The organism is Psychrobacter sp. CoH-33_TS_01, from assembly GCF_058189395.1.
Map to the genome: position 1 here is coordinate 70225 of NZ_JBVGQI010000008.1, position 13714 is coordinate 83938.

Genomic DNA, 13714 nt, shown 5'->3' on the forward strand with positions numbered 1-13714 from the left:
TATCTTAGAGGGGTTACACGCTAGCATCACATCACTATAGTGATATTGGCTATAGTTTTATTCTACTGCGCATCCTTGCTGAGTAGAGAGGATTAAAAACGCTGGATTGTTAATCACTGAATTCGAGCTACTAATCACTTAATGATAGTGTCGTTAGGGCATTCGCTGCTGATATCAGCAATAGCTTCTTCGATGATCTTTTGGCTGACGCCTTTTTTGCGTAAGCTTTCGATGAACACTTCATCATGGGCTAGCGTGTATTCGGCATTATCACGGTCTAGACCTTGGCGCACATACAGGCGAATCAGTCCTTGGATACGCTTAAAGCCCAGCTCTTGTGAGGTGGTCTGTAGCATACGAATCATGTCTTCTGTCAAGCGTAGGCTGACAGGGCGGCTGACCTTTTGGGGATGATCAGAAAATCTATTTTTAATTCTAGGATGTATCATAACAAGTCACAGTTTGATGAAAAAGAGTGGTCAAGCACTAGGCTCGGCTCGAGTATATTTCGCAGTCCTACGATACAACAAAATGCAGTAAATGAACACCGACCTAGCGTACTGACAAGGTCGTACTGCTTTATTATTAGCAGCAGGCACCGCAAAATAAAAATGGCATCTTTATAGCACACGCCCATAAAAAAAACCCTCATCAAATAAGATGAAGGTTTTTAGTGCTATATCATAGCAGTATATGGCTCCCTAACCTGGGCTCGAACCAGGGACACACGGATTAACAGTCCGATGCTCTACCAACTGAGCTATTAGGGAATAATTGGTATTAACACTAATGATCTTGTATCATTGTTTGCGCTAAGTGGGGCGTATTTTAGCCAAGCTGTTGAGGTCTGTCAACCTTAATACGCTATATATTCTAAGAAAATTCATTTTTAGCGGATAAATTCGATATTTAAGGCATAAAGGCAGTATTAGCCTAGGGGGCGTCCTAAATTATAAGTGCGAAAAATTAGAAATACAAAAAAGTCTCAGAGTGTCCCTGTATTAATCGTAAAGACTGTAGCAATCGTAAATATAGCGGATTATGAGGTTGGACGGCCTGCCCTTGGTTATTGTATTAAGGTCTCGTTTAATTTGGCATCGGTTAACTTTGTTTCAATGATAAATAGAGTATTACAATTTATTTACGGCTAGACGGTTATTTTCTTGACTTAAACGGTTAGCTAAATTATCGTTATGGTGGGCTATTAATTCATAACAAATATTCAGTAAATAGGCTGATTTCAGCGAATTAAGGGCTAATTCAGCGGAGTAGACGTCCAAAATACATTACTAATGTCCTGCTATAGCCATAAAAAAGTAAATAATAAGACTATGACTTAGCAAAAGGTAGTGCTGCTAACGATTTTATGGAAAACGAAACGGGGCACAAGCAGCGTTTAGAGCATAGTCTCATTTTAGCTAAAGGGTCATCCAAGCCAACTTTTAAGGGAAGTATATCATGAAGCTTTTTAAGCGCAACTCTGCTACAGATACCAATACCATCATTATTGGCGCTGGCCCTGCTGGACTGGCCATGGCCGCTTGCCTCGCCAAAAAAGGGGTGGATTATATTCTGCTAGAAAAAACCAATGAAGTGGCGCCCGCTTGGAAGAGTCATTACGATAGATTGCATCTGCATACCGCCAAAGAATACTCGGCGTTGCCTTATTATCCTTTTCCAAAGCTATTTGATCGCTATCCGGCGCGTCAGCAAGTCGTGCGCTATCTAGAGGATTATGCACAGAAATTTAAGATTCAGCCTAAATTTAATCATAGTGTCGTGAATATCACGTCTAGGGGTACTGGTAAAAAACGCACGTGGCAGGTGACCGCACAAATTAATCCAAATCAGGATACCAAGGTGTTCAATGAGGCAGGAGAGCGCCAAGCCACTAATGGCAGCGAGACCAAAAAGTATACGGCGAAGAATCTAGTTATTGCTACCGGCTATAATCGCGTACCACAGATGCCCTCTTGGGAAGGTCTAGACGGCTTTACCGGTACCGTAATACACAGCCATGACTATAAAAATGGTCAGGCGTTTAAAGGTAAAAAAGTACTGGTCGTGGGTTTCGGTAACTCCGGCGCGGAGATATCCCTAGATTTATGGGAGCATGGGGCTCATCCTATTCAGTCGGTGCGCTCGGCGGTCAACGTATTGCCGCGTGAAGTCTTGGGTCAGCCGACACTCGCTATGGGTATCTGGCAGCAGCATCTGCCGCCTAAACTGATTGACTCTATTAATACCACAACCAGTAAAATATTGATGGGTGACTTGAGTAAATATGGTCTAAAGCAGTTGGATAAAGGCCCGATGCAGACGCTAAAAGAGAAGGCGCAGGTGCCTATGCTGGATGTGGGGACTATTGACCTGATTAAGCGGGGGGAGATTATCGTCTATCCAGGTATCGAAAAATTCGAGGGTAATGACGTCGTGTTTAGCGATGGTCGCCGCGAAACCATCGATGCGTTGGTGTTAGCGACTGGGTATCGCCCTTGTGTCGATGAGTTCTTAGCTGAGCATAAGGTACTCGATGATCATGGCACGCCGCAATCGAGTGGCACTGAGAGTAAACTTGACGGATTATTCTTCTGCGGTTTTTATATCTCGCCAGCCGGGATGTTCCGTGAGATGGCCAGAGAAGCCAAGCAAATTGCGAAATGTATTAAGAAGTAGCGCATCCTTTAACCCTGTAATTGTCCAATTCTGCAGTTAAGCTAGCGGTAAGTTAGCCCTAAGCTCTTTAAAGAAGGGCAAACAAAAACCCCACTTACGCTAGGTCAGTGGGGTTTTTTAATAACGAGTTATTATACTAGTTCGTTATATGACTTAAGCACAGCTACTCGTCTGTTTTATGGGCAGGTTGAATCACTGTACGAGTGGTCGGGCCCGGCTGGGGCGCATTAGACTGCTGCGTAGGCTGCTGATATTTTATATGATTCACCGTAGCTTCCGTACTCTCTTCCGCCTTATCAATAGCTTTATTCACACGCTTACTTACGGGGTCAGGGAGTTCTAAGCTATGAATACTGGCTCCTGCATCGCCAACATTCCCAGAGGTATTGGCAGCGCTATCATGAGTCGCTTGTCTTGCTTGCGCTCGTTTGCTAGTGCCTTTATTCCCTACCGGACTAAATTGTGAGTCTACCAAGGCGCCTGTCAGCGCATTGATGTCACCACCACCGGCTAGGCCTAACTCACCGAGTAAATGGTCGATAAGGGGTGCTTGGCTGCGATAGCGTAGGGCAGAGTTGACCATATCGTCGGCTAGTGAGCCTTTTGCGCCGCCATTGCTACTCTCATGGCTAGAGCCGCCACCATTGCCTTGACCGAGCATACCTGCACCATTGCCCCCAATCTGCAGTATTTTAATACCATCGATGTTCTCAATCGGTTTGACCGATTCAGCAATGATGGCAGGAAGACGCTCAAGTAAGGCCATACGAATCTGCATATCGATTTGATCAGGCGATAGCATGTTGGCGGCAGTATTGATTGCTTCTTGACCTTCCGCTTCAACCCGGTATTGCTCAGCTTGGGCTTGCGCAATGAGCAGCTGGGCATCGGCCTCACCTTGGGCCGTCAGACGTTTCTTATCCGCTTGACCTTGGGCTTCGATACGCACGGCTTCTGCTCTATCGGCAGCGGCTTGTTTCTCCGCTTGCGCCGCGACTTTGATGTCGATAGCATCTTTCTCAGCTTCTTCCGTCGCTTTAATCAACTGAACGGCTTTAGCACGTTCCGCAATTTCACGTTCTCGTACCGTGATGACGTTTTCCGCCTGTTGCACGGCGAGGGCACGGGCTTTATCCGCTTCTGCTTTCGCCACAGACTCAGCACGTGACTTCTCAGCGACCGCAATTTGGCGTTCTTGTTCGGCCAGCTCGAGAGCTTTTTGTCGTTCGATATTGGCCTGCTCAAGCGCCTGTTCTTTGATGATATCTTGGTTTCTAGTATCGCGTTCCGCATTGATGCGCTGCATGTCGATTTCACGTTGTGCTGCGATTTTCGCCTCTTCAGCGATACGCTGCTTCATGCTCTCTTCGGTGGCGATGTTGGACATCTGCTCGGCACGGCGAATAGAGATTTCACGCTCTTGCTCGAGCTTGGCATACTCTTCTTCACGCACGATATCGATACGGCTACGCTCGGCTTCTAGGTTTTTAGTCCTAATGGCTAGATCTGTTTCCTGCTCGATGTCGTTACGCAGCTTACGACGCTCTTCAATCGTTTGCGTTAGGCGAGTTAAACCTTCAGCATCAAAAGCATTTTGTGGATTAAAGTATTCAAAGCGGGTCTGATCGAGACCCGTTAATGAGACGGTCTCGAGTTCAAGGCCGTTTTTTGCGAGGTCTTCTGATACTGCACGTTGTACGCGTTGCACGAAATCCACCCGTTTTTCATGCAACTCTTCCATATCCATTTCGGCGGCTACAGCCCGTAGCGCATCGACAAACTTACCTTCGACCAGCTCTTTAAGCTCGCCTGGCGCCATGGTCTTCATACCTAGCGTTTGCGCAGCGGTAGCAATCGACTCTTTAAGTGGGCGCACTCGCACGTAAAACTCAGCTTTGACATCGACACGCATACGGTCTTTGGTAATCAAAGCTTCGTTATCCGCACGGCGCACTTCTAAGCGCAAGGTGTTCATATTAACGGGGATGACTTCATGCAATACCGGTAGCACGAAGGCGCCGCCATTGAGAATGACGCTTTCGCCGCCCATACCCGTCCGCACGAAGGACACTTCTTTGCTGGCACGGGTATACAGCCTAGTGAGGATAAAGCCAATAATCAGCAAAGCAACGACGATGACGCCGGCAATAATGGCCCAAGAGATCAATGTAGTCATAAAGTTCCTTGTTATTTGTTTTCTTTATTAAGTCAGCTTGGCAAAAAGAGGGGGTATCTTCCATAGTTTCTATGACGTTTTATACTTTTTTAACTAAATAGCGCTCACCAATCTTTTGGGTAATGACTAGCGCATCCTCAGCAGAGATAACGGTAGCGGGTGGCTCAATAGGGGCAGAAACGGTGATGGTGGCAGTAGTCTCTTTAGGGTGATGACGATAATCAGGATCGGGTTCCACCATAATGTAGTGGGTCTGACCGTGCTTATCAGTGAGTTTCGCTTGGGCAGGGCTGCCTATGCTGGCGTGACCTATGAGAATACGCGCTGAACTGCCCACTAGCGAGTCGCCACTAATGGCAGTAGTTTCATCTTTAGGAATAATGGGATAAATCAGTGCCGCCACCAGTTTGAGTAGCGGAAAGCTAATCACTAAGGCATCAAGGCTAGCGAGCCAAGGGGAGAGATAACGACCTAGGACAGAGAAGGACAGCTGTTGCAGGACATAGCCCGCAATACAAAAACTGGCAATAAATAGGATGAGTAGAATCATGGTAGGAATGCGACCGACATACAGCCAATCTAAGGCCTTGAGCCCTAAGCTTAAATCGGTATCCGCATCGACACTAAGGTCGGCATCAAAGTCGGCGTCCACTAAAGCATCAGGTAGCAGGTTGTCTAAAAACCCGCTCATACCGCCAAAGAAGAACCCAAGCATTTCTACGGCCAGTAATATCAGCAAAACTAAACCGGCAATGGCAAAAGGAGCAAACGCTGGCGTGTCAAATAGTTCCCACATGAGGTTGTCTAATCAGTATGGTTTATTAAAATTATCTTGAGTGTAGCTTAATTACACGATAAATGTCACCACAATTAGTATGTAGGGTTAGTGGTAGGACTAGTAGAGAGCAGCGGTCGCTGTCAGTGACAGACTTAACGCTAGAACAGATGAGGGTAGAGTGGCAGTGCTAATAAAATTTAAGCAAAAAAAAGCCCTTATCCGAAGATAAGGGCTTTGGCATTAGCCAATAATCAATTTGATTATTAAAGTCTTACTGAATATGGCTCCCTAACCTGGGCTCGAACCAGGGACACACGGATTAACAGTCCGATGCTCTACCAACTGAGCTATTAGGGAATAACTGGTTTAACACTACTTGGTGTCGAACACCGTTTGCGCTAAGTGGGGCGTATTCTAGCAAAGTTAAAAAAAACGTCAAGCCTTTTTTTAATTTAAAAGTGAATATTTTATTTTAAGAGGGCTAATTCACCAGAAAATACCGTAAATTGCTGGGTTTCCATTGCAGTCTGGGTATTAATCAGTTTGTGGCTGTGAGTCAATTGACGGGTGTTGATCGAGTGATAGTTACACCATGAGTAAGCTCTTAAATTTTGCTAGAGGCCAGCAAGCAGTTCTTAGTAAATGCTCGGCTATTTTGCCCCATTAATATAGATTATCTAATAGGTAAGTTATTATTAATAATAGATTTACAATATTAAATAATTTTAATAAATAATGTTCACTAATGCACTAGAAAAATAATAATAACGAGTTATACTAAAATTTTGCACCTATTATTTATAGGAATATATGTAAAGCAATTAGCAAGCTAAATCTATCGTATACGCCAGTGAATTCGGCAGTCTGAATAGGATGGTAGCTATCTGGTATTTGTTAACTACTAAAGGTTTGCTAACCACTATTTTGCTAGCCACTATAGGAGCCATCATGAGCGACGCTAACACAAAACAAGCTATCTTAATTACCGGTGCTACTTCGGGTATCGGCCAACAACTGGCCAAAGATTATCTGCAGGCAGGCCAACAAGTATATGCCGTGGGTCGTGATGAAGAGGCATTAGCAACCCTGAAAGGCTTAGGGGCTAATAGTATTTCATTGGACCTAATGGATCGCGAAGCCGTCATCGCAGAGTTGGGTAAGATTCAGCATATTGATGTGGCTATTTGCTGTGCCGGCATGTGCGAATATCTAGATATGCCAGACTTCGATAGCGAAAGCTTTATGAAGGTCATGAGTGTCAACTTGGGCACTCTATCGCATGCTATCGAAGCGGTATTACCGCAATTGATTGCTTCAAAAGGTCGTTTGGTAGGGGTGGGTTCAGCTTCGGCGTTTGTGCCGTTCCCGCGCGCAGAAGCTTATGGCAGCTCTAAAGCCGCGATTCATTACTTAATGAAAACTTTACAGATTAGTCTAAAGCCGCAAGGCGTGACCGTGAGTCTGGTGATTCCAGGGTTTGTAGAGACGCCAATGACTGAGCAGAATGATTTCCCTATGCCATTTTTGCAGTCACAAGAGCAGGCCAGTCAAGCTATTCGCAGCGGTATTGCCGATGGTGATGAGGTGATTGAATTTCCAAAGAAACTAACTTTACCGTTAAAGACGCTAGGGGCGCTGCCGGACGCTATATGGCAACAAGTAAGCCTTCGGCTCAATAAGCAAAAAGACTAATAACAGCTAGATAACTAAACAGTTCTATTATGACCATGGTTGCGATACCGACATTTTTTAAGCTAAGAGTTGAGAGAGTACTATGCCGTTAAGCCTACCCAAACCCATTCGTCGTTTATTGCCCAAGACTGCAAATTCTGCGAAGTCTAAATTAAAGCATGAGCAGAATGAAACGGCGCAGCCTAAGGGTAAGTCGATTGCCATTATTGGCTCTGGGGTGTCGGGCTTAACCTGTGCGCACTATTTGGTCGGCGCTCCTAATATGGCGGAGGTAACTATCTTTGAGGCCAATGATTATATTGGCGGTCATGTGAATACCATTGAAGTGGCCCTGGCGGAAAAAGGCCGTCGTAAACGCCGCAAGCATACGGAATACTCAGCGATTGATACCGGTTTTATTGTATTTAATGAACGCACTTATCCTAATTTTTTCCGTTTATTACACGAGCTGCAAGTGCCTTTTCAAGCGACAGAGATGAGCTTTTCGGTTAAAAACATCGCAGCAGGCTTTGAATATAACGGTCATACGATTAATAGTTTGCTATCACAGCGCCGCAATGTACTGCGCCCTAAGTTTTGGCGCTTTGTGCAAGATATCGTGAGCTTTAATAAACAGGTCAAAGCCTTGCGCCAAGAGTTTGAGAAGGCTAAAGCCTTGGATGAGGGCGCGGCTAGTAAAAAAATTACGGACCGTTTAACAGAGCAAACCTTGGGCGATTATCTTGATGCGCAGAACTATGGCGAGCTGTTTACCGATAATTATCTATTGCCTATGGTGTCGGCGATTTGGTCGATGGGGTTGGCTGATGCACGCCAGTTTCCTTTAGTGTTCTTTGCGCAATTCTTTGATAACCATGGCCTACTTGATGTGGTCAATCGCCCGCGTTGGTTTACGATAATTGGCGGCTCCAAGCAGTATGTGTCCAAGCTGGTGACGCGCTTTTTAGCGAAAGAGGGCAAGGTATTGGTAAACAGTCCGGTACAGTCGGTAATTCGTCATGAGAAGGGCGTTACTATTGAGTATAAGCAAGAAGGTAAGAGATTGAGCACTGAATTTGATGAAGTGATTTTTGCTTGTCATGCGGATACTGCGTTACGTTTGCTAAGCGATGCAACGTCTGTTGAAACCGAGGTATTAGATAAGTTTCGCTTTACTGCAAATGAGGCTATTTTGCATACGGATACCAGTATTTTGCCAGAAAAGCCGTTGGCTTGGGCCAGTTGGAACTATCTATTACCAGACGCTGATGCCTCAGCAAAATCTGCAGTAGCGGAGCACTCAACTAGCAGCGAAGCTATGGATCAGGCGCTCACCCAAGTCAAACCCGTATTGACCTACCATATGAATATTTTGCAGCGTCTGAATAAACGCCACAATTATCTCGTCACGCTCAATCAGGACATCAATCCGGCGCACGTAATTAAGCAAATCGATTATGAACATCCGGTCTATGACAAAGCGATGCTCCAGGCGCAGACGCGCTGGCAAGAGATTTCTACTATGCAGTCGCACACGCATTTTTGCGGAGCCTATTGGTTTAATGGCTTTCATGAAGATGGCGTCAAAAGTGGCTTGCGAGTCTGTCAGAGCTTAGGTATTGATGTAAATATCGAAACGACAGTAGACCCTAAACATCTGGATAAAAAGATGTTAGCGGCAGCGGAAGCAGACAGTTATAAGCTGCCGGTGCAAGCGGATAAAAAGCAACGCAAACTAAAAAAACGTCACGTTATCTCGGCGACTACCAACCAAACGCTATAAGTGTCATGAGCAATGGGCTAGCGGATAGCCTTTAAACCGTTGCCGTCACTGGCAACTTAGCCCGCGCTACTGTTAGTAACTTACGGGTTAGTTTTTGGACTCTTCAGTCTTTGATTGGCCATAAGCTTAATGTTAAGTCTGTAGGCAGTGGTTGTCTCAGGGACAAGATAGTCAGTTTGACTTCATCGATATGGAAATGAAATAGCCTAAGCACTATGCCAAATATTCTGCCCAACACTCCACTAAAAAACTCTGCTAGCCAGTCGCAACATCCTGAACCAGCGGCAAGCTGCCCGCATCAGATATTTTCAGGCACCACTTGGCATCTGCGCAAACAACCTGCACGGCATAAATTCGCCTATCCCTATCGCTATTGGGGCGTCAATATCACGGCGCTAGCAGCGGGGGAGGCATTGCCCGAAGTTAAAGGGTTATTTTCTGTCCATCATAAAGCGGTACAGCAGTTTCGCGCTGATGATTATATTGCACAAGCTGCCTCAGGCAGTGACTCAGATAGTGATAGTGAGGTAGAGACAGCCGAGACGGGAACAGAATCAGCAGCCTCTCTGACTGAGATCCCTTTAGATGGTTCAGCAAAGTCATTGCTGGCGCGCCTTAATCAGCAGTTCACAACCCTCACTGGCAGTGCTCCAGAAGGGGAAGTTATAGGCCTAGTCGTTTGCCGTAATTTAGGGGTTTATTTTAGTCCGGTGAATTTCTATATCGGTTTTGATACTGAGCAGACTGCCACACATTTACTTGCCGAAGTGTCAAATACGCCTTGGGATAAACGCCATTACTATGCGTTTTTACTCGATGGAGCACAGACTGAATTTAGTCACGATAAAAACTTCCATGTCTCCCCCTTTAATCCTATTGATCAACAGTATCGTTGGGTCGTTAACATTAAGCCTAATACTGGCAAACCCAATACTAGTAAGCATAATACTGCCAAAACCTTTGACGTGAGTATTGCTATTCATATTAGCGATGAGCGTGGTGAGGTATTCGCTGCCGGAGTTAAGTTGGCTGGCGAGTCGATGTCAGCACAGGCTATTAAGACGGCGCTAAAAGCCAACCCTATTATGAATTTCACTTCGGTCGCGCAAATTTACTGGCATGCCCTCAAGCTGTTCGCCATAAAGCGGGTGCCCTATGTCGATTATGCCGTGACACTCAGAGCCAGCAAACAGAATCCCGATTCAGATGACCAATTACCTAAACAGCCCGATAAATCATCAGATCAGCAATTAAGACAGCAACAAGGACAGAGTATGTCAGTGCTAAGCCAACCCGAATCTAGTTCGACCCCTACGAGCAAAGTTACCAGTACCACCGCTGCCCCTACAGACCGCAGTGCCAGTAGTAAACTTGCCAAAATTAGTAATAAATTCAGCCAGTCATTGCGTCACAGTAAAGTGCTAAAACCTATTGATAGCGGTCTCAATAAAGCCGCCCGTAAAGCGGTGCGCCAAGCTTTAAGTAAGCTACAGTTTGGCCAGCTCACCATCATTGAGGACTTTGGTAGCCGTACGGCTGAAGCACAGTTCGGTGAGCTAAGCCACGAGCCGACTAAAACCAGCTCAGAAGTCGGTGATCACCCGCTAAAAGTGTCTATTACTATCCATGACATGAGTGTGTATCGTCAGCTGTTGTTCGGCGGCTCAATTGCGCTAGCAGACAGCTATATTAATGGTGAGTGGGATACCGATGACCTCACCGGATTGATTCGCCTAGCTGCGCGGAATATGAAGGTCGTGAATAATTTAGATGGTCGCCTAGCCAAGGTAAGTAATGCCTTTGAGCGCGCTAAGCATCGCCTGCGCAGTAACGATCAGGTCACGGCGAAGTCTAATATCATGGCGCATTATGACTTGGGCAATGCCATGTACGAGCGCTTTTTGGACCCGACGATGATGTACTCGTCAGCGGTTTATCCTACGTTAGATAGCACCCTCGCGGAGGCGCAACAGCATAAGTTAAAGCTCATCTGCGAGCAGCTAGCATTAAGCGCAGACGATCAGGTTATCGAGATTGGTACAGGCTGGGGTGGCTTTGCTATTTATGCCGCCAGTCATTATGGCTGTCATGTCACGACGACTACGATATCAGATGCCCAATATCTAGAAGCCGAGCAACGCGTCAAAGCCGCTGGGCTTAGCGATAAAATTACTTTGCTGAAACAAGACTATCGCGAGCTAGAAGGTGAGTTTGATAAGCTGGTCAGCATTGAGATGATTGAGGCGGTCGGTCATGAGTATCTGCCGACTTTCTTCGCAAAATGTAATAGCCTGCTTAAACCTACTGGTCGGATGGTGATACAAGCCATTACCTTTAATGACCAAGGCTATGAGGATTACGTGGAGTCCGTCGACTTTATTCAGACTCATATCTTCCCAGGAGGGTGTCTCCTGTCCAACCAAGAGATTCTTAAAGGGTTTACCGCGCAGACGGATATGGTGGTTAAACAATTAATCGATTATGGCTATGATTATGCTTATACCTTGCGAGATTGGCGCGAAGCTTTTTTTGCTGATGAAGAGGCTATCCGTGAGCTGGGTTACGATGAGAGCTTTATGCGCCTGTGGCGTTTCTACTTCTGCTATTGTGAAGGGGGCTTTTTAGAGCGCAGTATTGGAGTAGTGCAAGTTAGCGCCGCCAAGCCAGAAGCACGCTAGCCACTAAGTTTACCTATTGAACAACAACTATAAACGAGTCAAGGAGAGTCACTATGGGTTATGTATGGACGTATTTAACCGCGGTCGTCCTGTTTTTAGGGATAGATAGCATCTGGTTAACCTCAATGAAAGGCCCGTTTTATGAGCCAAGAATTGGCCATCTATTGGCAGAGCAGACGAATATGGCCGCTGCTGGGGCTTTTTATTTATTCTATTTATTCGTCCTATGTATCATTGTGCTCTATCCACAAATTAAAGCAGGCGCGTCGCTAGGGCATATCTTCTTATTGGGCGCTCTTATTGGTTTGATGGCTTACGGGACTTATGACTTTACTTGTTTGGCCTTATTTAAAGATTATCCGCTTAGCGCCGCTTTAGTAGACTTTGCGTGGGGTGGCATCCTTACGGGCACTGTGAGTGTTGCGGTAGCTTGGATTGCCCAACACTTTAATTGGTTGCCCTATACGGGCTAACTGGTATCAGGGTATAAGTTACGTTAAACTGGCTTGCTAATTCTAGCTAGTACTTACTGCCTTAAGGATCTCTATGTCTCAGCGCAACACCTCTTCGACAGCCAAAAAAGCACCTGTTAAGCACGAATTGTACATGTCTATCTTAATGACGCCCGATATGGCCAATTTTATTGGCAACGTTCATGGCGGTGACTTGCTAAAGATGCTCGATCAGGTCGCTTATGCTTGTGCCAGTCGTTATAGCGGCAGCTATGTGGTGACATTATCGGTTGACCAAGTGATGTTCCGTGAGCCTATCTATGTCGGTGAGCTCGTGACCTTTGCAGCCAGTATCAACCATGTGGGCCGTACTTCTATGGAAGTGGGCATCCGTGTTGAGTCAGAAAATGTGCAGCAACGCACGATTCGTCATACCAATAGCTGCTATTTTACTATGGTGGCTATCGATGAAAATGGTAAGCCGACCCCAGTGCCGCCGCTAGAAATCAAAAATCCTTTGCAGCAATGTCGTTATGATGCTGCCGTGGCGCGTAAAAAGATGCTGATGCAAGCCTCGCAGCGTCCTAGCTGTGATATCAGCAACTTTGTGGGTGAACTAGAAGGCAGTGAAGAAGACAGCTAAACGCTTATCAGATAGGGTAGACGTTAACGACATTGGGTCATAATCTCTAAGATAAAAAGTAGGTACTATGATAATAAGGTTTAAAAAGACTGCTTGCGCCTTAATGCTCGGGTGTAGTCTAAGTATGCTGGCGGTACCAGCGCTGGCCGCTAAGCCTAGCGAAAAGTCATTGATTGAGTTGATGCAAGTTACCAAGGCCAATGAGCAATTAAAGCAACTGTCTGACCCTAATAACACTATGATGGCGCAAATGGTAGCCAGCTCTCTCGAAGGTATTCCAGAGTCTGAGATTAGTGAAAAACAGCGTCGTGAGTTGAGTAAAATCATCACTAAGTACAATCAAAAAATCTTTAATCAAGACTACGTTGCTACGCTCAGTCAGCAAGTAACCCAGCAGTATATCAAGGCAGCGCAACAGCATTTTACTCAGCAGGAAGTAGACGCACAAATAGCTTTCTATAGCAGTGAAGTGGGTAAAAGTATCATTAATAAGCAACCGGCTATGATGCAAGATTTCATGCTGACAGCGATGCCAATAATTAATAAGACGACTATGGAACAAGTGCAAAAAGTGATGCCGCAGATGGAAGCGGAGATTGCGGCGCTAAATATTAAGTAGCTGGTAGGGAAAGACTAGTTGGAAGGGAAAGATTTACCACTAAGTCTTAGACTCCAAACTCTCAATACTGTAGGTGATGATAAAGATAAAGCCGTAAAGACCAGTAAATTATTCAATTGATAAACATTGCACAACATAATGATAATCAAGCCAGTGAATTTTTTACGCATAATAGGGATAACGTATGCCGACTGCGCTTGCCATTACAGCTAGCCAGTTAGCCCATCAACCCTTATTC

General features: G+C 45.6%; 10 protein-coding genes and 2 tRNA genes. 7 read left to right on the forward strand and 5 right to left on the reverse strand.

Annotated elements, in window-relative coordinates; all coding sequences use genetic code 11:
- Window positions 1-134: 134 nt before the first annotated feature.
- Window positions 135-449 carry a CopG family transcriptional regulator gene (locus ACZ2XM_RS12185; RefSeq protein WP_490589031.1) on the reverse strand — a complete coding sequence of 105 codons (315 nt, stop codon included), beginning with the start codon at window positions 447-449 and terminating at the stop codon, window positions 135-137.
- 245 nt (window positions 450-694) lie between these two features.
- Window positions 695-770 (reverse strand) — tRNA-Asn (locus tag ACZ2XM_RS12190).
- A gap of 688 nt (window positions 771-1458) precedes the next feature.
- Here ACZ2XM_RS12190 and ACZ2XM_RS12195 point away from each other — a divergent pair.
- Window positions 1459-2676: a flavin-containing monooxygenase gene (locus ACZ2XM_RS12195; RefSeq protein ID WP_490589030.1), complete on the forward strand. Its 1218-nt coding sequence runs from the start codon at window positions 1459-1461 to the stop codon at window positions 2674-2676.
- Between the two features lie 163 nt (window positions 2677-2839).
- On the opposite strand, the gene ACZ2XM_RS12200 is transcribed toward ACZ2XM_RS12195, so the two are convergent.
- The 3 genes from ACZ2XM_RS12200 to ACZ2XM_RS12210 all read right to left on the reverse strand — a co-directional run bounded on the left by ACZ2XM_RS12200 (window position 2840) and on the right by ACZ2XM_RS12210 (window position 5987).
- Window positions 2840-4852, reverse strand: coding sequence for a flotillin family protein (locus ACZ2XM_RS12200; RefSeq protein WP_490589029.1), 2013 nt, complete (start codon window positions 4850-4852; stop codon window positions 2840-2842).
- A 79-nt stretch (window positions 4853-4931) separates the two neighbouring features.
- Window positions 4932-5648: an OB-fold-containig protein gene (locus tag ACZ2XM_RS12205; RefSeq protein WP_490589028.1), complete on the reverse strand. Its 717-nt coding sequence runs from the start codon at window positions 5646-5648 to the stop codon at window positions 4932-4934.
- 263 nt (window positions 5649-5911) lie between these two features.
- A tRNA-Asn gene (locus ACZ2XM_RS12210) sits at window positions 5912-5987 on the reverse strand.
- Window positions 5988-6578: 591 nt separating this feature from the next.
- Here ACZ2XM_RS12210 and ACZ2XM_RS12215 point away from each other — a divergent pair.
- From ACZ2XM_RS12215 to ACZ2XM_RS12240, 6 genes are all read left to right on the forward strand, one after another.
- A complete protein-coding gene (locus ACZ2XM_RS12215) occupies window positions 6579-7322 on the forward strand; it encodes an SDR family NAD(P)-dependent oxidoreductase (RefSeq protein ID WP_490589027.1) in 744 nt (247 codons plus the stop codon).
- An 82-nt stretch (window positions 7323-7404) separates the two neighbouring features.
- Complete coding sequence (locus tag ACZ2XM_RS12220) at window positions 7405-9084, forward strand: NAD(P)/FAD-dependent oxidoreductase (RefSeq protein ID WP_490589026.1); 1680 nt, start codon at window positions 7405-7407, stop codon at window positions 9082-9084.
- A gap of 215 nt (window positions 9085-9299) precedes the next feature.
- A complete protein-coding gene (locus ACZ2XM_RS12225) occupies window positions 9300-11762 on the forward strand; it encodes a DUF1365 family protein (protein ID WP_490589025.1) in 2463 nt (820 codons plus the stop codon).
- Between the two features lie 53 nt (window positions 11763-11815).
- A complete protein-coding gene (locus ACZ2XM_RS12230; protein ID WP_490589024.1) occupies window positions 11816-12235 on the forward strand; it encodes a DUF2177 family protein in 420 nt (139 codons plus the stop codon).
- Between the two features lie 73 nt (window positions 12236-12308).
- On the forward strand, window positions 12309-12857 hold the full coding sequence (locus ACZ2XM_RS12235; RefSeq protein ID WP_490589023.1) for an acyl-CoA thioesterase: 549 nt from the start codon (window positions 12309-12311) through the stop codon (window positions 12855-12857).
- A gap of 124 nt (window positions 12858-12981) precedes the next feature.
- Entirely contained in the window at window positions 12982-13476 is a 495-nt protein-coding gene (locus tag ACZ2XM_RS12240; protein ID WP_490589022.1) for a DUF2059 domain-containing protein, read from the forward strand.
- The last annotated feature ends 238 nt before the right edge of the window (window positions 13477-13714 follow it).

Excerpts from the sequence above, each read along its gene's own strand:
- ACZ2XM_RS12185 (WP_490589031.1), bottom strand. The coding sequence starts at position 449 with ATGATACATCCTAGAATTAAAAATAGATTTTCTGATCATCCCCAAAAG.
- ACZ2XM_RS12195 (WP_490589030.1), top strand. The coding sequence starts at position 1,459 with ATGAAGCTTTTTAAGCGCAACTCTGCTACAGATACCAATACCATCATT.
- ACZ2XM_RS12200 (WP_490589029.1), bottom strand. The coding sequence starts at position 4,852 with ATGACTACATTGATCTCTTGGGCCATTATTGCCGGCGTCATCGTCGTT.
- ACZ2XM_RS12205 (WP_490589028.1), bottom strand. The coding sequence starts at position 5,648 with ATGTGGGAACTATTTGACACGCCAGCGTTTGCTCCTTTTGCCATTGCC.
- ACZ2XM_RS12215 (WP_490589027.1), top strand. The coding sequence starts at position 6,579 with ATGAGCGACGCTAACACAAAACAAGCTATCTTAATTACCGGTGCTACT.
- ACZ2XM_RS12220 (WP_490589026.1), top strand. The coding sequence starts at position 7,405 with ATGCCGTTAAGCCTACCCAAACCCATTCGTCGTTTATTGCCCAAGACT.
- ACZ2XM_RS12225 (WP_490589025.1), top strand. The coding sequence starts at position 9,300 with ATGCCAAATATTCTGCCCAACACTCCACTAAAAAACTCTGCTAGCCAG.
- ACZ2XM_RS12230 (WP_490589024.1), top strand. The coding sequence starts at position 11,816 with ATGGGTTATGTATGGACGTATTTAACCGCGGTCGTCCTGTTTTTAGGG.
- ACZ2XM_RS12235 (WP_490589023.1), top strand. The coding sequence starts at position 12,309 with ATGTCTCAGCGCAACACCTCTTCGACAGCCAAAAAAGCACCTGTTAAG.
- ACZ2XM_RS12240 (WP_490589022.1), top strand. The coding sequence starts at position 12,982 with ATGCTGGCGGTACCAGCGCTGGCCGCTAAGCCTAGCGAAAAGTCATTG.